Below are 20,013 nucleotides of genomic sequence, written 5' to 3'. Positions count from 1 at the left end.
CCCTGCCGCGATCGTTGCGTGCGCAACTCCTATAGGGCCTGTTCCCGCTAATAACGGGCTTGCGCTGGCCGCCAGAAGGACCGAGCGCAAGGATCGCGACGAAGCGAATACTCGATGTATTCGCGACGAGCATGACGCGGCGATCGGCCCTTCTGGCGGCCAGCCCCATTTATGAATTTCTCCCAGTCAGGGGAACCCGCCCTAGACCTGACGGCCTTCATGGACCTTTCAAGTTCCGCGGTGTAGCATCGCGGCCGATGAAAGCCATTCTCAATCGCGACTTCCTCGCACTGATCCTGAGCGTCGCGGTCGTCGGCCTCGGCACCGGCGCCACGCTGCCGCTCACCGCGCTCGCGCTGACCGAAGCCGGGCACGGCACCAACGTCGTCGGCATGCTGACGGCCGCGCAGGCACTTGGCGGCCTCGCCATCGTCCCGTTCGTCACCGCGCTCGCGCGGCGCATCGGCGCACGCCGCGCGATCGTCGTATCGGTCGTGCTGCTCGCCGCGGCCACCGCGCTGATGCAGTTCACGTCGAACCTGATCGTCTGGGGCGTGCTGCGCGTGCTGTGCGGTGCCGCGCTGATGCTGCTGTTCACGATCGGCGAGGCGTGGGTCAACCAGCTCGCCGACGATTCGACGCGCGGCCGCGTGGTCGCGATCTACGCGACCAATTTCACGCTGTTCCAGATGGCCGGCCCCGTGCTCGTCAGCCAGATCGCCGGCGCGACGAGCATCCGCTTCGCGCTGTGCGGCGCGCTGTTCCTGCTCGCGCTGCCAACGCTCGCGACGATCCGGCGCGCGCCGCTCGCCGGCGACGACGCGCATCGCGAGGAACACGATCACTGGCTCGCCGTGCTGCCGCGCATGCCGGCGCTGATCATCGGCACCGGCTTCTTCGCGCTGTTCGATACGCTCGCGCTGTCGCTGCTGCCGCTCTACGCGATGGATCACGGCGTCGCGAGCGCGACCGCCGTGCTGCTCGCGTCGATCATGCTGTTTGGCGACACCGCGATGCAGTTCCCGATCGGCTGGCTCGCGGACAAGCTCGGCCGCGAACGCGTGCACCTCGGCGCCGGCTGGATCGTGCTCGCGGGCCTGCCGCTGCTGCCGTTCGTGATCGCGAATCCGTGGCTGTGCTGGCCGCTGCTGTTCGTGCTCGGCGCGGCGGCCGGCAGCATCTACACGCTGTCGCTCGTCGCGTGCGGCGAACGCTTTCGCGGCGCGGCGCTCGTCACCGCGAGCTCGCTCGTGTCGGCGTCGTGGAGCGCCGCGAGTTTCGGCGGCCCGCTGGTGGCCGGCGCATTGATGGAGCAACTGGGCAGCCATGCGCTGATCGGCGTGCTGGTCGTCTGCGTCGCCGCGTTCGTCGCGGCCGCGCTGTGGGAACGACGCGCCGCGTTGCGGCGCGCGGTCTGACGCCGGCGTTCGGCGTTCGGCGTGTCGGAGTGTCGACATGTCTGCGTATCACCACCGCCCGCCGCCCAAACGAAAACGGCCCGCGCAATGCGGGCCGCCCTGCTCCGGCGAATCACGCGCGACGTATCGCGCCGCGGCCGATTATGCGCTACGTGCCGGCAGGATCGTGCCGGCGCACGCCCCGAAGCCGACGCGATAGCCGTCGCCCTGGCACCAGCCCGCGAGCGTGAGCTCGTCGCCGTCCTCGATGAACGTGCGACTACCGCCGTCATTCAGCGCGAGCGGGTCCTTGCCGTTCCACGTCAGTTCGAGCAGGCTGCCGAACGAATCCTGCGTCGGCCCGCTGATCGTGCCCGAACCCATCAGGTCGCCGACGCGCGTGTTGCAGCCCGCGACCGTGTGATGCGCGAGCTGCTGCGCCATCGTCCAGTACATGTGCTTGAAGTTGGTACGGCAGATCGACGTCGCTTCGGCGGCCCCCTCCGCGCGCAGCGTCACTTCGAGCGCGATGTCGAACGCATGCTTGCCCGCGTGCCGCAGATACGCGAGCGGCTGCGGCGACTGCTCCGGCTGCGCGACGCGGAACGGTTCGAGCGCGTCGAGCGTGACGATCCACGGCGAGATCGTCGTCGCGAAGGTCTTCGCGTTGAACGGGCCGAGCGGCACGTATTCCCATTGCTGGATGTCGCGCGCGCTCCAGTCGTTCAGCAGCACCATCCCGAAGATGTGCGCTTCGGCATCCTCGCACGCGATCGGCTCGCCGAGCGCGTTGCCGCAGCCGACGATGAAGCCCGTCTCCAGTTCGATATCGAGCTTGCGGCACGCGCCGAACACCGGGCGCTCCTGGTCGGGCAGCTTCAGTTGCCCGTTCGGGCGCCGCACCGGCGTGCCGCTCACGACCACCGACGACGCACGGCCGTTGTAGCCGATCGGCATCTCCGACCAGTTCGGCAACAGCGCATTCTTCGGATCGCGGAACATCGAGCCGACGTTGGTCGCATGCTCCTTCGACGAATAGAAATCGGTGTAGCCGGGAATGTCGACCGGCAGATGCAGCGTCGCGTCGCGCTGCGCGACGAGCACTTGTGCGCGCAGCGCCGCATCGTCGCGCAACCGTGCGTTGTCGCGCGAGAACAGGTCCGACAGCTGCACGCGCACGCTGCGCCATGCGTCGCGGCCGAGCGCGATGAACGCGTTGAGCGTCGGCGCGGCGAACACGTCGGCGCTGGCCGGCAGCGTCACGAGGCCCGCACGCGCGAGCGCGGCGAGATCGACGATCTGGTCGCCGAGCGCGACGCCCGCACGACGCGCCGCCTGCTTCGCATCGCTGAAGATCCCGAACGGCAGGTTCTGGATCGGGAAATCGCAGGCGGAATCGTTCGCCGTGTCGACCCAGCTCTTGCGAGCCGGGTCGAGCGTCGCGCGCCAGTCTTGGGTGTCGCTCATCTTTGCTCCGGATTGAAATGTTTCTTGATGCCTTGCCAGCATTCGAAGTAGTCGGCCTGCAGCTGCGCGGTGTCGAGCGCGTAACGCGTCGGCCGGATCAGCGTGCGGGTTTCGAACATGAACGCCATCGTCGCGTCGACCTTGTGCGGCTTCGTCGTGTCGCCCGCCGACGCCTTCTCGAACGTGTCCGCGTCGGGCCCGTGGCCCGACATGCAGTTGTGCAGGCTCGCGCCGCCCGGCACGAAGCCTTCGGCCTTCGCGTCGTACGCGCCGTGCACGAGCCCCATGAACTCGCTCGCGACGTTGCGGTGGAACCACGGCGGGCGGAACGTATCCTCGGCCGCGAGCCAGCGCGGCGGGAAGATCACGAAGTCGATGGTGTCGACGCCCGGCGTGTCGCTGGGCGACTGCAGCACGAGGAAGATCGACGGATCGGGATGGTCGAAGCTGATCGAGCCGATCGTGTTGAACAGGCGCAGGTCGTATTTGTACGGCGCATAGTTGCCGTGCCACGCGACGACGTCGAACGGCGAATGGCCGATGTCCGCGCGCCACAGGCGCCCGTTCAGTTTCGCGACCAGCTCGAACGCGCCTTCGCGATCCTCGTACGCGGCCTGCGGCGTCAGGAAGTCGCGCGGGTTCGCGAGCCCGTTCGAGCCGATCGGGCCGAGATCCGGCAGGCGCAGCAGCGCGCCGAAGTTCTCGCAGATATAGCCGCGCGCATCGCCGTCCGGCAGCGCGACGGAAAAGCGCACGCCGCGCGGGATCACCGCGATCTCGAACGGCTCGACGTCGAGCCGGCCGAATTCGGTCGCGATGAAGAGACGCCCCTGCTGCGGCACGATCAGCAGTTCGCCGTCCGCGCTATAGAAGAAGCGGTCCCGCATCGAGCGGTTCGCCGCATACAGGTGGATCGCGCAGCCGTTCATCGCGGCCGCCGAGCCGTTGCCGGCCATCGTCACGAGCCCTTCGACGAAATCGGTCGGCTCGACCGGCATCGGTAGCGGATCCCAACGCAGCTGGTTCGGGGGCGTCGGCGGCACGTCGGCCGAATCGCCGAACTCCGACACGAGCCGCTGCGGGCCCGTGAGCGGCTCGAACGGCCGGTGCACGGCCGCCGGCCGGATCCGGTACAGCCACGAACGGCGGTTGTGGCTGCGCGGCGCGGTAAACGCGGTGCCCGACAGTTGCTCCGCATACAGGCCGTACGGCGCGCGCTGCGGCGAGTTGCGGCCGTGCGGCAGCGCACCGGGCAGCGCCTCGGTCGCGAATTCGTTCGCGAAGCCGCTCAGGTAGCCGGCGCTTGCCGGTTTCGACAGGTCAAACGTCATCGTTTCCTTTCTCCATCAATTCATGGCGGCGTTCGGCGCCTGCGCGCCGTTGCGCCGCGTCACACCGGCCAGCCCGAGCACGAACAGCGCCGAGCACAGCACGGGCACCGCGGCCGCATGGAACAGCGCGCCGTTGGTCCAGTTGAGCGCAATCAGTTGTCCGCCGACGAGCGGCCCGAGCACCGAGCCGATCCGGCCGATGCCGAGACTCCAGCCGATGCCGGTCGAGCGCAGCGACGTCGGGTAGTACTGGCCCGCGAGTGCGTTCACGGCCGGCTGGCCACCCACCACGCAGAATCCGCCCGCGAACACGACGAGCAGCAGCCACGGCAGCGCATGCGCGACCGAGCCGATCAGCCCGACCGACACGGCCGCGCAGGCAAAGCATGCGAACAGCACGCGCACGAAGCCGTAGCGTTCGATGAACCAGCCGAGCGACAGCGTGCCGATCACGCCGCCCGTCTGCAGCACCGTGCCGACGATCACCGCCGTGCCGGGCGAGTAACCCGCGTCGCGCATCACGGTCGGCAGCCAGTTCGACAGGAAGTACAGGTCGATCAGGTTCATGAAGCTGATGGCCCACAACAGCAGCGTGACCGGCAGGCGTCCGTGGCTGAACAGCTCGGCGACCGGCGCGCCGGTTGCGGCTCGCTCGCGCACGACGAGGCGCGTGTTCGCATCGATGCCGGCCTGCGGCGCGAAGCGCGCGAGCCAGTCGCGTGCCTGCGCATCGCGCCCTTTCAGCACGAGGAACTGCAGCGACTCGGGCAGCCGTGCGAGCATCGCGATCGTCAGCACGAGCGGCACCGCGCCGCCGACGAAGAACACCGAGCGCCAGCCGAGCGCCGGAATCAGCGCGGCGCTGATGAAACCGCCGAGCGCGGCGCCGAGCGTGAAGCCGCACGACACGATCATCATCCGCTTCACGCGATGCGTGGCCGGGCTGAACTCGCCGACCAGCGCCATCGCGTTCGGCATGATGCAGCCGAGGCCGAGGCCCGTGACGAAGCGCAGCGCCATCAGCACCGGGATCGAACCCGCGAACGGCGTCGCGAGCATCGTCACCGCGAAAAACAGCGTCGAGCCGATCAGCACCGGGCGCCGCCCGATCCGGTCGGCGAGTACCGACAGTCCGAGCGCGCCGAGCAGCATCCCGAACAGGCTCGCGCTGAACACGGGCCCAAGCGCCTGCTTCGGCACACCCCATTCGGCGATCACGCTCGGTGCGACATAACCCATCGCCTGCGCATCGAAACCGTCGATCACGAGGCACAGCCCGCACAACACGAGCAGCATCCAGTGAAAGCCCGGGCAATGGGTCTCGTCGATCACGCGCTCGACTTCGAGCACGCGCGCATCGGCCGGCGCCGCGCTCATTGCGCCACCTCGGCGGCCGGATGCACGGGCGGGCTCACGCCCTGGCGCGCGAGCGCCATCGCTTCGCGCAGCACGTCGGCGTCGCCGATCTGGTTCGCGAGCAGCAGGATCAGCTTCGCGTTGACGAGTTGGCTGTCGGCGTCCGACAGGTCGCGATGCATGTCGATCAGCGCTTCGTAGAACGCGTCCGGATCGGCCAGGCGCGGGCGGGTATCGAGTCGGGGCATGACGGGTGTCTCCGGTGTCGTTGTCGGGTCCAATGCGGTGTTCAGCGTGCGCAGGTCGCGCGCGCCAGTGCGTCGGCGATCGCCTGACGATCGAGCGCGCGCATCCGGGCGCACACGTGCTGGTCGGGGCGCAGCAGGTAGAACGTGCCGGGCCGCGCGTCGTAGCGTTGCGCGGCAAAACCGTCGACGTCCTCCACGACGTCGACACCGGCCACCGGTTGCGCATGCCCGGCCGGCACGACCAGCACGGGCCGCACCGGCAGCGCGAGGCCGTCGAGCACCTGCGCGAGCGCGGCCGCGTCTCCCGGCAGCCCGAACAGCACGCCCGCGAAGCCATCGCCCAGATGCGGCAGCAGCCAACCCGACGCCCCCTGCGTGCGCACCGGCGCATCGGCCGCCGCCGCGCCCGGGCGCATCGCGCACGTGAACGCGTCGCCGTTGCGGTCCGGCGTGTTCAGCGGCGAATCGGCCAGCACGGCCGGCACCGACAGGCGTCCGCTGTTCACCAGCTTGCGTGCGAACTCGCAGTCGCGTGCGAGCTTCAGCGTCGCGTCGCGGAACACGCGCGACACCGCGCTCTTCGGCGTGATGAAGTCGGTCGAGCGCGTCGAATTGCGGATGTTCTCGTCGGCCGCGAACTCGCGCTCGCTCGCATAGGTGTCGAGCAGGCGATCGTCCGCGCGGCCGTCGAGCACGAGCTTCAGCTTCCACGCGAGGTTGTCCGCATCCTGCACGCCGCTGTTCGCGCCGCGCGCGCCGAACGGCGACACGCCGTGCGCGGAATCGCCCGCAAACAGCACGCGGCCGTGACGGAACGTATCCATCCGCTGGCAGCGGAACGTATAGACGCTCACCCATTCCAGTTCGAACTCGACCTCCGGCCCGAGCAGCGCACGCACGCGCGGAATCACGCGCTCCGGCTGCTTCTCGGCGACCGGATCGGCGTCCCAGCCGAGCTGGAAGTCGATGCGCCACACGTTGTCGGGCTGGCGATGCAGCAGCACCGACTGGTTGCGGTGAAACGGCGGGTCGAACCAGAACCAGCGCTCGGTCGGGAATTCCGCCTTCATCTTCACGTCGGCGATCAGGAAGCGATCCTTGAACGTGCGGCCGCGGCTCTCGAGGCCCATCGCCGCGCGCATCGGGCTGCGCGAGCCGTCGGCCGCGATCACGTACTGCGCGCGCAGCGTCTCGATGCCTTCCGGCGTCTCGACGGTCAGCGCCGCGTGGTCCGCCGACTGCGCGACGCCCGTCACCTTGTGCTTCCAGCGGATCTCGAGGTTCGGCAGTTCGAACGCGCGCTCGGCCAGGTAGCCTTCGACGTAGTACTGCTGCAGGTTGATGAACGCGGGGCGCGCATGCCCTTCCTCGGGCAGCAGGTCGAACGCGTAGAGCTGTTCGTCCTGCAGGAACACCTTGCCGACGTGCCAGCTCACGCCCTTGTCGACGAAGCGCTCGCCGCAGCCGAGCCGGTCGAAGATCTCGAGCGTGCGCTTCGCGAAGCAGATCGCGCGCGAGCCCGTCGACAGCGTGTCGTCGTCGTCGAGCAGCAAGACCGGCACGCCTTGCTGCGCCAGATCGATCGCGGCCGACAGGCCCACCGGGCCCGCGCCGACGACGATCACCGGATGGATGGCCGCGTCATGGCCGGCAGCCCGCATCGCGCGCGGCCGGTACTCGAACTTCAGCGTCTGGTAATCGATGCTCATGGTCGCCATCCGCTCCTCAGCCCTGCCGCGCGCACGCCGGCGCGCGCAGCGTCGTTCCGCTCGCGCACGTTGCCCGCCGCTGCCGCGGCCCGCCCTGCTCAGCCCACTTCCTGTCAACCGCCACGTCTCGCTCCTTGCTTCCTGTTGATCCGATTCGGGAAACGGCGCCGTTCCCGACGCCCGAACGCCGCGTTTCTTGATCGGCGACAAATCCTTGGATTTACGAATAGTAAAACCAATTACGAATAGTGAAATCAACGTAAACCCTAGCCATCGTCTCAAGGACGGGATAACCATATGAGCGAAACGCCAAGCCGAGCCGGGCGCGCACTGCTAATATCAAGACATGAGGCGGCCCTTTCGGCCGCCATTTTTCCTTGCCAAGCCGATGATTCCGCCCAACATTCCCGAGCTGGTCGCCCGTGCCGGGCAACTGCCTTATCTGCGGGAACACCTCGCGCTTGCCGACGGCGGCACCGCGTGCGCGAATCTGCCCGAGCGCACGCTCGCGAGTGCCTACGAACCGATCTACGACGTAACGATGCCCGGCGCACCACAGTCGACGTCGTTCGCGGATGCGATCGAGCGCTACGGCGACGAACTCGGCTTCCAGGCCGTCACGCTGGCCACGGGTGCGCCGCACGATCCGGTCGACTCGGCCGTCGACGATCAGACGCTCGTCGCGATCGACCGGCTGTCGCGCGCGCTGCATGCGATCAACTTCTTCGGCGCGCAACGCCACGGGCTGCTGTTCCTGCGCGTGCACGAGCGGCTGCTCAAGAGCGTGAAGTACGACCACGGCAAGCATTTCTCGTCGGTGCTGCAGCGTTTCGGGCTGCCGGCCGAGCGGATCGTGATCGAGCTGCCGTCGGTCGCGGTCGCGCACAAGACCTTCCTCGGCTACCTGACGCGCAGCTACCAGCATCACGGCTTCAAGGTCGCGGACAAGCTGCCCGACCCGGGCCGGATCCTCGCGGTCGAATCGGAGATGGCACGGCCCGACTACATCAAGATAGATGCGGGCATCGCGCTGCGCGACGGGATGGTGAAGGCGCTGGTCGCGTATGCGCAGCGCGTGCGGATTCCGCTGATCTTCGACGGCGTCGTCGACGAGACGCAGTGCGAGCTGCTGCGCCAGCACGACGTGCGGTTCATGCAGGGGCCGGTGTTCGCGAAGGTCGTCACGGCCTGAGCCGGACGGGTGACAGGCGCGCGCGGGGCGCGCCGCGCCGGATGGTGGATTCCGATGGCGTATGGCTTCGGAATCGTGTGTCAGCGGGCAGCGTCACGCGATGCCGGCCGGTTTCCTGTCCGTTCGTGCGGAACGGGCGAATGCGCTTGATCGCGGGTTCGATGCCGGCGCATCGCCGCTTCCGGTCGCCTACGCTCGTCCACCGTCGTCGTATTTCGGCAGATCGTCGTCGATCTCGATGCCCGGGAAACGATCCCCGTACCAGACATGCCACGCGGGACGCAGCCGCGACGGCTCGTCGAGCGTCGCGGAGTTGATTTCCACGGTCGTCGGCGCATCGGCCAGCCGGTACTCGAGCTGCGCGCCGCAGCGGCCGCAGAAGCGCCGCTCGCCCCACGCGCTCGACGCATAGACCGTCGGCTCGCCCTGCAGGTACTCGAATGCGTCGATCGGCACCGATGCCGACGCGACGACCGCCGCACCTGTCGTGCGCTGGCAGAGCCGGCAATGGCAGAAGCCGGCGTCGGCCGGAATGCCGGCGATCCGGTAGCGGATCGCACCGCATGCGCAACCGCCTTCCATCGTTTCCGGATGTGGCATCGCGAACCTCGTCATCGTCGGGAAGCTGGCGAACGATGATGAGCGCCGTTCACGCGCGATGCAACCGGCGGCCACGCGCTTCTCCGTTCCGGAGAACCGGCAACGCACCGGCGCGCCGCGCCCGTCTCAGGCCGTCTGCCCGAGCCGCTGCGCGAGCGCCTTCAGCTTCGGCCCGACCTGCGTGCGGAACACGTCCTCGTCCATCGACGACGCGGGCCCGCTGCAGCTCAGGATCAGCCAGCGCCCTTCGCGCGGCTCGCGAAACGGCACGGCCGCCGCATTCACGTCCATGTGCCACGCGCGAAACGAATAACAGCATCCGCCGTCGGAGAACTCGGCCACCGCATGCTGCGCGGCCGCGACGAGCGCATCCGCGTCGGCCGCGCCGCCGGCTGCCCGGTGCAGGTCCGCATAGAGCGCGCGGCGCACGTCCTCCGGCTGCACGGCCAGGTAAGCGCGCCCCATCGAGCTCGTCAGCATCGACAGCCGCGAGCCTGGCGCGAGCCCGAGCGTCAGCGCGGTTTCGCTGCGGATCGTCTCCAGGTAGATCATGTCGAGCCCGTCGCGGCAGCCGAGCGACACGGCCGCGCCGATCTCGCGCGCGAGCGCCTGCATGTGCGGCCGCGCGAGATCGATCGTCCCCGAGCCGGACAGCAGCGCGTAGCCGAGCGACAGCACGCCGGCGTCGAGCGCATACTTTCCGAGCGTCTCGTCGTAGCGCAGGTAGCCGAGCACGGTCAGCGTGTAGGCGAGCCGGTTCACCGTCGCCTTCGGCAGCCCGGTGCGCTCCGCGAAGTCGCGATTGCCCAGCATCGTCTCGCCGGGCCGGAATGCGCGCAGCAGGTCGAGCCCGCGCGCGAGCGCAACGACGAACTTGCGTTCGTCGATCGTGGTTTCGTCGATGGTTGAAAGCGTCATGGGATGCTACACTGGGTTCAATTTGCAAAACATTGTTCCGCACAGCGGAACTTCAGTCAAGCGAACTTTAGACACCGGGCCGGGCGGCGAAGCGCCAGCCCGGGACCTGACAGACAGGAGATGACACGATGGGCGCCGCAACTTTTCATTGGGATGATCCGCTGCTGCTCGACCAGCAACTGACCGAAGAAGAGCGGATGGTGCGCGATGCCGCGCACGCATACGCGCAGGACAAGCTCGCGCCGCGCGTCACCGAGGCGTTCCGCCATGAACGCACCGACGCCGAGATCTTCCGCGAGATGGGTGAAGTCGGCCTGCTCGGCCCGACGATTCCGGAAGAATACGGCGGCCCTGGTCTCAATTACGTGAGCTACGGCCTGATCGCGCGCGAAGTCGAGCGCGTCGACTCCGGCTACCGCTCGATGATGTCCGTGCAGTCGTCGCTCGTGATGGTGCCGATCTTCGAATTCGGCTCCGACGCGCAGAAGCAGAAATACCTGCCGAAGCTCGTGACCGGCGAATGGATCGGCTGCTTCGGGCTGACCGAGCCGAACCACGGCTCCGACCCGGGCAGCATGGTCACGCGCGCGAAGAAGGTGCCCGGCGGTTATTCGCTGTCCGGCGCGAAGATGTGGATCACCAACTCGCCGATCGCCGACGTGTTCGTCGTGTGGGCAAAGCTGGAAGAAGACGGCAAGGACGCGATCCGCGGCTTCATCCTCGAAAAAGGCTGGAAGGGCCTGTCCGCGCCGGCGATCCACGGCAAGGTCGGGCTGCGTGCGTCGATCACCGGCGAGATCGTCCTCGACGAGGTGTTCGTGCCCGAAGAGAACCTGATGCCGAACGTGAGCGGCCTGCGCGGCCCGTTCACGTGCCTGAACTCGGCACGCTACGGCATCGCGTGGGGCGCGCTCGGCGCGGCCGAGTCGTGCTGGCACACCGCGCGCCAGTACGTGCTCGATCGCAAGCAGTTCGGCCGGCCGCTCGCCGCGAACCAGCTGATCCAGAAGAAGCTCGCCGACATGCAGACCGAGATCACGCTCGGCCTGCAGGGCGTGCTGCGTCTCGGCCGGATGAAGGACGAAGGCACGGCGGCCGTCGAGATTACGTCGATCATGAAGCGCAACTCGTGCGGCAAGGCGCTCGACATCGCGCGGCTCGCGCGCGACATGCTCGGCGGCAACGGCATCTCGGACGAATTCGGCGTCGCGCGCCACCTCGTGAACCTCGAGGTGGTCAACACGTACGAAGGCACGCACGACATCCACGCGCTGATTCTCGGCCGCGCGCAAACGGGCATCCAGGCATTCTTCTGATCATTCGCGTCCGATACGCGGCTGCGCTTCGCGTCGCATCGCACACGCTGAAACCACACGGCCCGCCCGGCATCACTGCCGGGCGGGCCGTGTGCATCGGCGCGCGCGTGCGTCACGCGCCGCCGATTTGGCAGCCGCTGCTTACTTGTTCGGCTGCGGCGTGAGGCGCAGGTACGGACGCACGGCGTTGAAACCCTTCGGGAAGCGTTTCTTCAGCTCTTCCGGATCCTGCAGCGACGGCACGATCACGACGTCGTCGCCATCCTTCCAGTTGCCGGGCGTCGCGACCTTGTAGTTGTCGGTCAGTTGCAGCGAGTCGATCACGCGCAGCACTTCGTCGAAGTTACGTCCCGTGCTGGCCGGATAGGTGATGGTGAGCCGCACCTTCTTGTTCGGGTCGATCACGAACAGCGAGCGCACCGTCAGCGTTTCGTTCGCGTTCGGGTGGATCATGTCGTACAGCTGCGAAACCTTGCGGTCCGCGTCGGCGATGATCGGGAAACCGACGACCGTCGACTGCGTTTCGTTGATATCGTTGATCCAGCCCTTGTGCGATTCGACGCCGTCGACCGACAGCGCGATCACCTTCACGTTACGTTTCTCGAATTCGCCCTTCAGCTTCGAGGTCAGCCCGAGTTCAGTCGTGCACACCGGCGTGTAGTCGGCCGGGTGCGAGAACAGAACACCCCAGCTGTCGCCCAGCCACTCGTGAAACTTGATGGGACCCAGGCTCGATTCCTGCTCGAAATCCGGTGCGATGTCACCAAGACGCAGACTCATGATGTTCCCTCCTCGAACGATGCTGGTTAAAACCGCGCGCGATCGGCGCGGGACAGTCCATCAGCTTACCGGGAAGCAATGGGCCGCGCGAACGATTATTCCGTTTGATATTCATACTTTTTTGTCATTTTTACCCGATGCCGGAGCAGGACGGACGGCCGCGATGGAAACTTTTCGCACGGTTTGCGGCTCTGTTGATGATTACGAGTCGTTTACCATGCGGTCTTGCACCGCCGTGTGTCTTCCCGGCTCGCCAGCAGGCAGGGGTTTCGCTACGATATGAACCTGCAGCATGACAGCATGAAGGGAGTTGCAATGTCGGAAATCAACAAGGAGAAACTGATGTCGGATATCAAAACCGTTCTCGCGGACGCCGAGGATCTGCTCAAGCAGGCAGCGAGCAGCACGGGCGACCGTGCGGCCGAGCTGCGCGAGAAAGCCATGTCGCGCCTGAAGCAGGCCAAGGAAAAGGCAACCGACGTTCAGGTCGTGGTGGTCGAGAAAGGCAAGAAGGCCGCACGCGCGACCGACGATTACGTGCACGAGCATCCGTGGACGTCGATCAGCATCGCCGCCGGCGTCGGCGTGCTGATCGGTCTGCTGGTCAACCGCAAGTAACGCGCTCAGCGCCGTTCCGCCCCATGTGCCGCCCGGGCGGTACATGGGCGCCGAAGCCAGCCGGTGGTTCGCCACCGGCTGCTTTGACCTAGCCGCTCACTGCGCGCGCAAGCGCCTCATCCATGACGACAGACACTCACCCGCAGCCGTCCGGCCAGGGACCGCTGCGCCGCCTCGTCGGCTCCGCGATCGGCCTCCTGCAAACGCGCCTCGAACTGGTGGGCATCGAGCTCGCCGAGGAGAAGGAACGCCTGATGGGCGTGCTGTTCCTCGGGCTCGCGGCCATGATGCTCGCGACGATGGCACTGATCAGCCTGACCGTGCTCGTCGCGATCGCGTTCTGGGACACCTATCGCTGGCAGTCGCTCGCGGCCATCACCGCGCTGTACGCGATCGCTGGCATCGCATGTGCGCTGAAGGCGCGTTCGGGCCTGCGCGAAGCGCCGACCGTGTTCGAAGCCACGCTCGCCGAGCTCGAGAAAGACCGCGAAATTTTCCGCGGCAAGCCGTGAACGCAGTCGCGCTCACCCCTCTCACCTATTTCGCCGACGCGCCATGAGCCAGAACGTCACGGGCAATTCACCCCGCCCCCATTCGTCGCGATCGAACTGGAGCGCGTCGCAGCATCGCGCGCTCCGCAAGGAATTGCTGATCCTGCGATCCGAGGTCGAGCGGCTCGAGCTTGCCGAAGCCGCCACCGAAATGCGCCACGCCGTCACGCGCTTCAGCTGGCTCAAGGTGTTCATTCCCGGCATGTCGAGCGGCAAGTTCAGCCAGTCCGCCAAGAACCTGAATGCGAGCCTCGGCCAACTCGTGAACCAGTATCCGATGTTGAGTTCGCTCGCATCGCTCGTGCTGGCGAAACCCGTTCGCTCGCTTCTGCGCGCGAGCGCGGGCCCCGCGCTGAAGTGGGGCACCGTCGGCTTCGCCGCGTGGGAGGTCTACCGGATCTGGAAACAGTCGCGCGACGAGCGCGAAACTGCCGCGAGCGACGACTGACACGTAACGACAGACGCGCACGGCCCCACGCCGTTGCGCGTGTTTTGCGGGTTTTCCGTGCGTTATCGGGCGATCAGCGCACGCCCCAGCATGTCCGGTCCCGTACATCGGTCTCCCCGTCATTCGATCCCGCATTGCCTTTCGTCCCGTCCGAACGCAGCGTGAATGCGCCGCATGCGTCGTCGCGCATCGGGCCTGCATCGAGCGGGCTCGCAACGAGTTCGTAGACGACCGGCGCATCGTCGCCAACCGATCGTTGCAGCGCCACGCGATAGACTGCCGGCCCGTCCGGCGGCGCCTGCGCATATGCGTCCGGCAACGTCCGCGGTGGTGGGCCGTCGAGCGTTTCGAGATACTGGGCGGCGCGATACAGTGCGGCAACCGCGGATGCGCGATGCGCGCGAGCGACATGCTCGCGATACGAAGGAATACCCCACGCGGCCAGCACGGCGACGATCGCGAGCACGATCATCAGTTCGAGCAACGTGAACGCCGCCGATCGGTGCATCAGCGCAGGCCGTTTCATCGATGCACCGCCGCGACGCGACGCCAGCGCTGCGCAACGATGCGTCCATCGCGCAGCGCAACCTGGCTCTGCAGCCAGACCACGCTCGACGCATGGCCGCCGACGCCACGTGCGGTCACGAGGTAAGCGCGACTACCTTGCGGACCGACGCCTCGCCAGGCTTCGATCAGGCAACGCGGCGGCTGCGCCGCCATCGGCCAGGACGCGAACGGGGCGAACGCTTCGGCGGCGCCCAGCGCAGGCGTTCGCCGCCATGCATCCGGCTCAGCGGATGATGCCGGTTCGTCCATGTACGGCGCGCCGCCGCGAAGCAATCGCGCAGTGCAGGCTGTCAGTGCCGCATCGGCCGCGTGAAACGCAATCAGCCGGTCGGACAGTGCACGCGTGCGGCGGGATTCCGTCAGTGCGGATTCGAACCACGTGCCGGTGAGCGCGGCGACCGCTGCACCGACCGCGATCACGGCAGGCAACGCAAGGCCCGCGTCGCGACGCCGCCTGCGAGTGCCGGACAGAATGCGCGTGCGCGCTGCTCCGCGGCTCAACATGAGGCCTCCGCCGCGCGCTGCGGGCCGCAGGGCGACATGGCACGCGCGCGTTTTGCCCGACTTGTCGCGACTTGCATCGCAAGCTCGTCGATGAATCCGTTGGCGTGGGTCATCGCAACGCCTGTTGGTCCTGCGGCGTGTCGCGGGCAGGATCGGCGAATGCGACCGCGGCATTCCGCAACGCAACGATTCGATGCAGCACCAGACGCGCGCGACCATCCGGCGACGCGGCCGTGCGGCCGTCGCAATCGACATGACGCACGGGCTCGCGCATCGGTTCGCCACGCGCCCGCACGCACACGTGCACGGCGATGACATCGTGCCAGTCGCCTGCGCCAATCGCCTCCGCGTCGACGAACTGCGCGCCTTCGCGACGCAGGTAGCGCATGCGCAGCTGGTCGATGCCGGACACGAGGGGTTGCGGCGTACCGGGGCGCCCGCTTCCTTCGCAGTACAGCTCGGGCTCGCCCGTCGACGGACTGACATGCGCGTCGAAACGGTTTTCCACGAGCGGCCGCTCACCGGGAGCCCCGACACCTTGTCCGAGACAATCCGATACGTGTGAGCCGACCGTCAGCCACGTCGACACGGCATCCCCGACATACCGAACCAGCACCGCATCCGACGCTGCGCGCACGGCTTCGCAGCGCACCTGTGCGCCGTCGCCTCGCACGCGCCCCGCGGAACAACCGAACACCGGCGGCAACGATGACGGCCCTTCGACATCGAGCGGGCGAAACCCGGCCATCTGGATCTGCTGGCCGATCAGCATCAATGCGGTGGCGGCCGCATCGCGCATCCGGAACCCGTCTTCCGCCTGCCGCTGCGCGACGCGCTGGGCGTGATACAGCGCACCGGCGGCGGCAAGCACGAGCAGACCGACGATCATCGCGATCAGCACTTCGAGCAGCGTATGCGCGCGGCTGCGGCGCTCAGTGTTCAACCGCATCGATCTCGGCCTCCCGAAACGGAATCCGCACGCACGACGGCGGCTTCACCGTTGCCCCGGCACCTTCGCATCGCGCCGACGCCGCCGCGTCCGCATCGCGCCAGCCAACTATCACGTACCGGATGCCGCCCGACCCATGATCGAGCGTCATCGCGCCACCCGGCAACGATGCGACTGCAAGCGCCGCGATGCCGTCGTCGACACCCGCCGCTGCGTGCCGGCCTTCGATGCGTGCGTCGGCCAGCCACAGCGCGCGTTCACGCCAGATCGTCGCTCGCTGCGCGCGCGTCATCGCGAGCTGGCTGCCGGCCACGGCCAGCATCACGGCTGCGAGCAGCGCAATGGCCAGCACCGCTTCGAGCAGCGACGTACCGTGCATCGACTTGTACGGATGCTTCATGCCGCGTCGCAACGCCCGGCGACGACGCGCGCCCGACCGCCCGCCGCGATCCGGATGCAACGCGATACGTGTGCATCATCGCCGGGCAGCGCGCGCTGCGGACGCAATTCGAAACGCCTGATCCCGCCGAGCACCTGGCCCGCCGGCGGTGCAAACGCCAGATCGTGTGCAGCGCCCGCGACGGCGATGTCGGCATCGCGCGGATAGCGCCGCAGCACGCGCGATTGCCCGTCGAACTGCCCGCTGACGATCCAGCCGCACGACCATTCCGCCGGGTCGCACCGCTCGCCGGGACGCACGCAGTCGCCGTCGCGCCCGGCCCTGCACAGCGTGACGCGCACGCCGAGACGCGTCGCCTCGGTGCGCGCGAACGATAGTGCACCGAGCAGCGCGCGAGAGCGGGCGTCCACGCGTTCGCGCATGCGCCACTGATCGAATGCGGGTGCTGCGGAAAGTCCGATCGCGGCCGCGAGCGCGATCGCGACCATCAGCTCGACGAGCGTGAAACCGCCGCAGCGTCGCAAGCTTTTTTCAACGGCCTGCCGGTGCAATTCCATTGCCATCGCCCTCCGTCAACGTGATGCGACGACTGTAGCGACGCGAGCGAACGCGCGCCATTGGCCGAACGGCCGACTGGCGACATGCGATCGCGACCGACACAATCGGTGCGAACTGAACCCACGGAGAAGACGATGAACGAACGCAGCGCGTCAGCGCTTACGTGGAGGCTTGGAGGGGGACGCGCGACGGAACTCTTCGATCACGTCGGCAAATTCGGACACATCCTCGAACCGGCGGTAAACCGATGCGAAACGGACATAGGCAATCGTATCGAGACCGCGCAACTCGTTCATCACGAGTTCGCCGAGCTTCTCGCTACGCACTTCACGCTCGCCGGTCGCGAGCAGTTGATATTCGATGCGGGCGACCGCCGCGTCGATCGCGTCAGCGGCAACCGGCCGCTTGCGCAGCGCGAGTTGCATGCTGGCGACGATCTTGCGACGGTCGAATTCCGTGCGGCTGCCGTCCTTCTTCACGACGGCCGGCAGGTTCAGCTCGACCCGCTCGTACGTCGTGAAGCGCTTGTCGCAAGCCGAGCAGCGACGGCGCCGACGAATCGCGGCGCCATCTTCGGACACGCGCGAGTCGACGACCTGCGTGTCTTCATGCCGGCAGAACGGGCAGCGCATGCTGGATTAGCGATAGACCGGGAAACGCTTGGTCAGCTCGGCCACTTGCGCGCGCACGCGCTCGAGCGTCGCCGCATCTTCCGGCGCTTCCAGCACGTCGGCGATCAGGTTGCCGACCTTCTCGGCTTCCGCCGGGCCGAAGCCGCGCGTCGTCATCGCCGGCGAACCCAGGCGGATGCCGCTCGTCACGAACGGCTTTTCCGGATCGTTCGGGATCGCGTTCTTGTTCACCGTGATGTGCGCAGCACCCAGCGCCGCTTCCGCCGCCTTGCCCGTGATGTTCTTCGCGCGCAGGTCCACCAGCATCACGTGGCTTTCGGTGCGGCCCGACACGATGCGCAGGCCGCGCTTGACCAGCGTTTCAGCCAGCACGCGTGCGTTCTCGACCACCTTCTGCTGATACTCCTTGAACTCCGGCGACAGCGCTTCCTTGAACGCCACGGCCTTCGCCGCGATCACGTGCATCAGCGGGCCACCCTGGATGCCGGGGAAGATCGCCGAGTTGATCGGCTTCTCGTATTCCGACTTCATCAGGATCACGCCGCCGCGCGGGCCGCGCAGGCTCTTGTGCGTCGTCGTCGTCACGAAATCCGCGTGCGGCACCGGGTTCGGGTACACGCCCGCGGCGATCAGGCCCGCGTAGTGCGCCATGTCGACCATCAGGTACGCACCCACCGACTTCGCAATCTTCGCCAGACGCTCGAAGTCGATCTTCAGCGCGAATGCCGATGCACCCGCGACGATCAGCTTCGGCTTGTGTTCGTTTGCCAGCTTCTCGGCTGCGTCGTAGTCGATGTCTTCGTTTTCGTTCAGGCCGTAGCTCACCACGTTGAACCACTTGCCCGACATGTTCACCGGCGAGCCGTGCGTCAGGTGACCACCGTGCGCGAGGCTCATGCCCATGATCGTGTCACCCGGCTTGAGCATCGCGAAGAACACGCCCTGGTTCGCCTGCGAACCCGAGTTCGGCTGCACGTTCGCGGCTTCCGCGCCGAACAGCTGCTTCACGCGGTCGATCGCCAGCTGCTCGACCACGTCGACGTATTCACAGCCGCCGTAGTAACGCTTGCCCGGGTAACCTTCCGCATACTTGTTCGTGAGCTGCGAGCCCTGTGCGGCCATCACGGCCGGGCTCGTGTAGTTTTCCGACGCGATCAGCTCGATGTGATCTTCCTGGCGGCGGTTTTCCTGCTCGATCGCTGCAAAGATTTCGGGATCGACGTTCGCGATGGTGCTTTGGGCTCTGTCAAACATACGGTTTCCGTTAAGTGTGTACAGGTTGACCGGGGTGGCCGAGTACATTGCGCTGCTGGCGGAACCAGCTCGACGTGGCGGAAGAATCCGTATGACGCGAGACAGGACAGCCACCGGCGATGCACGCAACGGCGCACAACGGCTGCCCAGGCGAACGGCAAAAACGGCGCCCCGCGCTTCACGGTGGGATGCTCCACCTTGAACCCGAAGGGTTCTATCGCCAGTCACGCAGGGGTGATGAGCGCGTTAGTGTATTGGATGCGTCATGAATAGGCAACCGCACGGCAGCGGCCCCAAAACAATAAGGGCCAGACTCTACGCACCCGCCCCGACACGCTTTGGCGCCTTGCCGCGGTGCGGCAATCTCAGTAGGCTTGCGGGATACTATCCGCCACTTTGTTACCGACCAGGAGCAGCAATGATCGTGTTCGTCACAGGCGCGTCCGCCGGCTTCGGCGCCGCCATCGCCCGTGCCTTCGTCAAGGGCGGCCACCGCGTCGTCGCAACCGCGCGCCGCAAGGATCGTCTCGATGCGCTCGCGGCCGAACTCGGCGACGCGCTGCTGCCGCTGGAGCTCGACGTACGCGACCGCGCAGCCGTCGAAGCCGTGCCGGCCGCCCTTCCCGCCGAATTCGCCGCACTCGACGTGCTCGTCAACAACGCCGGTCTCGCGCTCGGCGTCGAGCCGGCCCACAAGGCCAGCCTCGACGAGTGGCAGACCATGATCGACACGAACTGCTCGGGCCTCGTGACCGTCACGCACGCGTTGCTGCCCGGGATGATCGCGCGAGGCCGCGGCCACATCTTCAACCTCGGTTCGGTCGCCGGCACCTATCCGTATCCGGGCGGGAACGTATACGGCGCAACCAAGGCTTTTGTCCGACAATTCAGCCTGAACCTGCGCGCCGACCTGATCGGCACACCGTTGCGCGTAACCGACATCGAGCCGGGCCTGTGCGGCGGCACGGAATTCTCGAACATCCGCTTCCGCGGCGACGATGCAAAGGCGGCGAACGTCTACCAGAACGTCCAGCCGCTCACGGCCGAGGACATCGCCGACACGATCTACTGGATCGCGACGCGCCCCGCGCACGTCAACATCAACACGATCGAAATGATGCCGGTCGCCCAGGCTCCGGCCGGCCTCACGATCCATCGCGGCTGATACGCCGGGCACAGCCGCGGGCCCGCCTCCGGCCGGCCTGCGGCGTGCTACCG

22 protein-coding genes and 1 riboswitch are annotated in these 20,013 nt (G+C 67.3%); of the genes, 7 read left to right on the top strand and 15 right to left on the bottom strand.

The genetic code is table 11. From position 1 onward, the window contains the following. Positions 1-257: 257 nt before the first annotated feature. On the top strand, positions 258-1,418 hold the full coding sequence (locus AC1Z3W_RS22375) for an MFS transporter (RefSeq protein WP_124835135.1): 1,161 nt from the start codon (positions 258-260) through the stop codon (positions 1,416-1,418). 141 nt (positions 1,419-1,559) lie between these two features. Here the strand turns inward: AC1Z3W_RS22375 and fahA are convergent, their stop codons facing one another. Genes fahA through AC1Z3W_RS22350 form a run of 5 tightly spaced genes read right to left on the bottom strand, consistent with a single transcriptional unit; the run spans position 1,560 to position 7,517 of the window. Beyond that, positions 1,560-2,864, bottom strand: coding sequence for a fumarylacetoacetase (fahA, locus tag AC1Z3W_RS22370; RefSeq protein ID WP_483508470.1), 1,305 nt, complete (start codon positions 2,862-2,864; stop codon positions 1,560-1,562). After that, positions 2,861-4,195, bottom strand: coding sequence for a homogentisate 1,2-dioxygenase (gene hmgA / locus AC1Z3W_RS22365; protein WP_124835137.1), 1,335 nt, complete (start codon positions 4,193-4,195; stop codon positions 2,861-2,863). The genes fahA and hmgA overlap by 4 nt, the downstream gene beginning before the upstream one ends. A 15-nt stretch (positions 4,196-4,210) precedes the next feature. Continuing rightward, positions 4,211-5,572 (bottom strand): MFS transporter, encoded by a 1,362-nt coding sequence (locus AC1Z3W_RS22360; RefSeq protein WP_175826976.1) that lies wholly within the window; start codon positions 5,570-5,572, stop codon positions 4,211-4,213. After that, entirely contained in the window at positions 5,569-5,799 is a 231-nt protein-coding gene (locus tag AC1Z3W_RS22355; protein ID WP_124496955.1) for a DUF2783 domain-containing protein, read from the bottom strand. The genes AC1Z3W_RS22360 and AC1Z3W_RS22355 overlap by 4 nt, the downstream gene beginning before the upstream one ends. A gap of 41 nt (positions 5,800-5,840) precedes the next feature. Continuing rightward, positions 5,841-7,517, bottom strand: coding sequence for an FAD-dependent oxidoreductase (locus tag AC1Z3W_RS22350; RefSeq protein ID WP_483508469.1), 1,677 nt, complete (start codon positions 7,515-7,517; stop codon positions 5,841-5,843). 379 nt (positions 7,518-7,896) lie between these two features. Here AC1Z3W_RS22350 and AC1Z3W_RS22345 point away from each other — a divergent pair, with 379 nt between their 5' ends. Beyond that, positions 7,897-8,700, top strand: coding sequence for an EAL domain-containing protein (locus AC1Z3W_RS22345; RefSeq protein ID WP_057926167.1), 804 nt, complete (start codon positions 7,897-7,899; stop codon positions 8,698-8,700). 189 nt (positions 8,701-8,889) lie between these two features. Here AC1Z3W_RS22345 and AC1Z3W_RS22340 read toward each other — a convergent pair whose 3' ends face one another. Then, a complete protein-coding gene (locus AC1Z3W_RS22340) occupies positions 8,890-9,300 on the bottom strand; it encodes a GFA family protein (protein ID WP_057926222.1) in 411 nt (136 codons plus the stop codon). 126 nt (positions 9,301-9,426) lie between these two features. Further along, complete coding sequence (locus AC1Z3W_RS22335) at positions 9,427-10,218, bottom strand: IclR family transcriptional regulator (RefSeq protein WP_057926168.1); 792 nt, start codon at positions 10,216-10,218, stop codon at positions 9,427-9,429. Positions 10,219-10,346: 128 nt separating this feature from the next. Between AC1Z3W_RS22335 and AC1Z3W_RS22330 the strand changes: the two genes are divergently transcribed. Further along, the gene (locus AC1Z3W_RS22330; RefSeq protein ID WP_057926169.1) at positions 10,347-11,534 is read left to right on the top strand and encodes an acyl-CoA dehydrogenase; all 1,188 of its coding nucleotides are present in this window, start codon (positions 10,347-10,349) and stop codon (positions 11,532-11,534) included. A gap of 141 nt (positions 11,535-11,675) precedes the next feature. Here AC1Z3W_RS22330 and AC1Z3W_RS22325 read toward each other — a convergent pair whose 3' ends face one another. Further along, positions 11,676-12,314 carry a peroxiredoxin gene (locus AC1Z3W_RS22325; RefSeq protein WP_034182833.1) on the bottom strand — a complete coding sequence of 213 codons (639 nt, stop codon included), beginning with the start codon at positions 12,312-12,314 and terminating at the stop codon, positions 11,676-11,678. 315 nt (positions 12,315-12,629) lie between these two features. Between AC1Z3W_RS22325 and AC1Z3W_RS22320 the strand changes: the two genes are divergently transcribed. The 3 genes from AC1Z3W_RS22320 to AC1Z3W_RS22310 all read left to right on the top strand — a co-directional run bounded on the left by AC1Z3W_RS22320 (position 12,630) and on the right by AC1Z3W_RS22310 (position 13,931). After that, positions 12,630-12,932, top strand: a complete 303-nt coding sequence (locus tag AC1Z3W_RS22320) for an ElaB/YgaM/YqjD family protein (RefSeq protein ID WP_483508467.1) — start codon at positions 12,630-12,632, stop codon at positions 12,930-12,932. A gap of 122 nt (positions 12,933-13,054) precedes the next feature. Further along, on the top strand, positions 13,055-13,444 hold the full coding sequence (locus tag AC1Z3W_RS22315) for a phage holin family protein (protein ID WP_057926170.1): 390 nt from the start codon (positions 13,055-13,057) through the stop codon (positions 13,442-13,444). Positions 13,445-13,487: 43 nt separating this feature from the next. Beyond that, positions 13,488-13,931 carry a DUF3318 domain-containing protein gene (locus AC1Z3W_RS22310; RefSeq protein WP_124835142.1) on the top strand — a complete coding sequence of 148 codons (444 nt, stop codon included), beginning with the start codon at positions 13,488-13,490 and terminating at the stop codon, positions 13,929-13,931. Between the two features lie 73 nt (positions 13,932-14,004). Here the strand turns inward: AC1Z3W_RS22310 and AC1Z3W_RS22305 are convergent, their stop codons facing one another. The 7 genes from AC1Z3W_RS22305 to glyA form a co-directional block, all read right to left on the bottom strand. After that, positions 14,005-14,457, bottom strand: coding sequence for a type IV pilin protein (locus AC1Z3W_RS22305; RefSeq protein WP_483508465.1), 453 nt, complete (start codon positions 14,455-14,457; stop codon positions 14,005-14,007). After that, the gene (locus AC1Z3W_RS22300) at positions 14,454-15,002 is read right to left on the bottom strand and encodes a pilus assembly PilX family protein (protein ID WP_483508464.1); all 549 of its coding nucleotides are present in this window, start codon (positions 15,000-15,002) and stop codon (positions 14,454-14,456) included. The genes AC1Z3W_RS22305 and AC1Z3W_RS22300 overlap by 4 nt, the downstream gene beginning before the upstream one ends. Positions 15,003-15,111: 109 nt before the next feature. Next, a complete protein-coding gene (locus AC1Z3W_RS22295; RefSeq protein ID WP_124835145.1) occupies positions 15,112-15,951 on the bottom strand; it encodes a PilW family protein in 840 nt (279 codons plus the stop codon). Continuing rightward, positions 15,935-16,351, bottom strand: a complete 417-nt coding sequence (locus tag AC1Z3W_RS22290; RefSeq protein ID WP_483508463.1) for a hypothetical protein — start codon at positions 16,349-16,351, stop codon at positions 15,935-15,937. The genes AC1Z3W_RS22295 and AC1Z3W_RS22290 overlap by 17 nt, the downstream gene beginning before the upstream one ends. Then, positions 16,348-16,908 carry a GspH/FimT family pseudopilin gene (locus AC1Z3W_RS22285; RefSeq protein ID WP_483509576.1) on the bottom strand — a complete coding sequence of 187 codons (561 nt, stop codon included), beginning with the start codon at positions 16,906-16,908 and terminating at the stop codon, positions 16,348-16,350. The genes AC1Z3W_RS22290 and AC1Z3W_RS22285 overlap by 4 nt, the downstream gene beginning before the upstream one ends. A 153-nt stretch (positions 16,909-17,061) precedes the next feature. Continuing rightward, positions 17,062-17,541, bottom strand: a complete 480-nt coding sequence (gene nrdR / locus AC1Z3W_RS22280) for a transcriptional regulator NrdR (RefSeq protein ID WP_006760615.1) — start codon at positions 17,539-17,541, stop codon at positions 17,062-17,064. Between the two features lie 6 nt (positions 17,542-17,547). Continuing rightward, positions 17,548-18,795, bottom strand: a complete 1,248-nt coding sequence (gene glyA, locus AC1Z3W_RS22275) for a serine hydroxymethyltransferase (RefSeq protein ID WP_483508462.1) — start codon at positions 18,793-18,795, stop codon at positions 17,548-17,550. A 137-nt stretch (positions 18,796-18,932) separates the two neighbouring features. Next, positions 18,933-19,033: riboswitch (ZMP/ZTP riboswitch) on the bottom strand. A 180-nt stretch (positions 19,034-19,213) separates the two neighbouring features. Here glyA and AC1Z3W_RS22270 point away from each other — a divergent pair. Then, entirely contained in the window at positions 19,214-19,960 is a 747-nt protein-coding gene (locus tag AC1Z3W_RS22270; RefSeq protein ID WP_124834348.1) for an SDR family NAD(P)-dependent oxidoreductase, read from the top strand. Positions 19,961-20,013: the final 53 nt, after the last annotated feature.

The organism is Burkholderia sp. 10_S31 (assembly GCF_056930375.1).
This window is presented reverse-complemented; position numbering and strand designations above follow the sequence as displayed.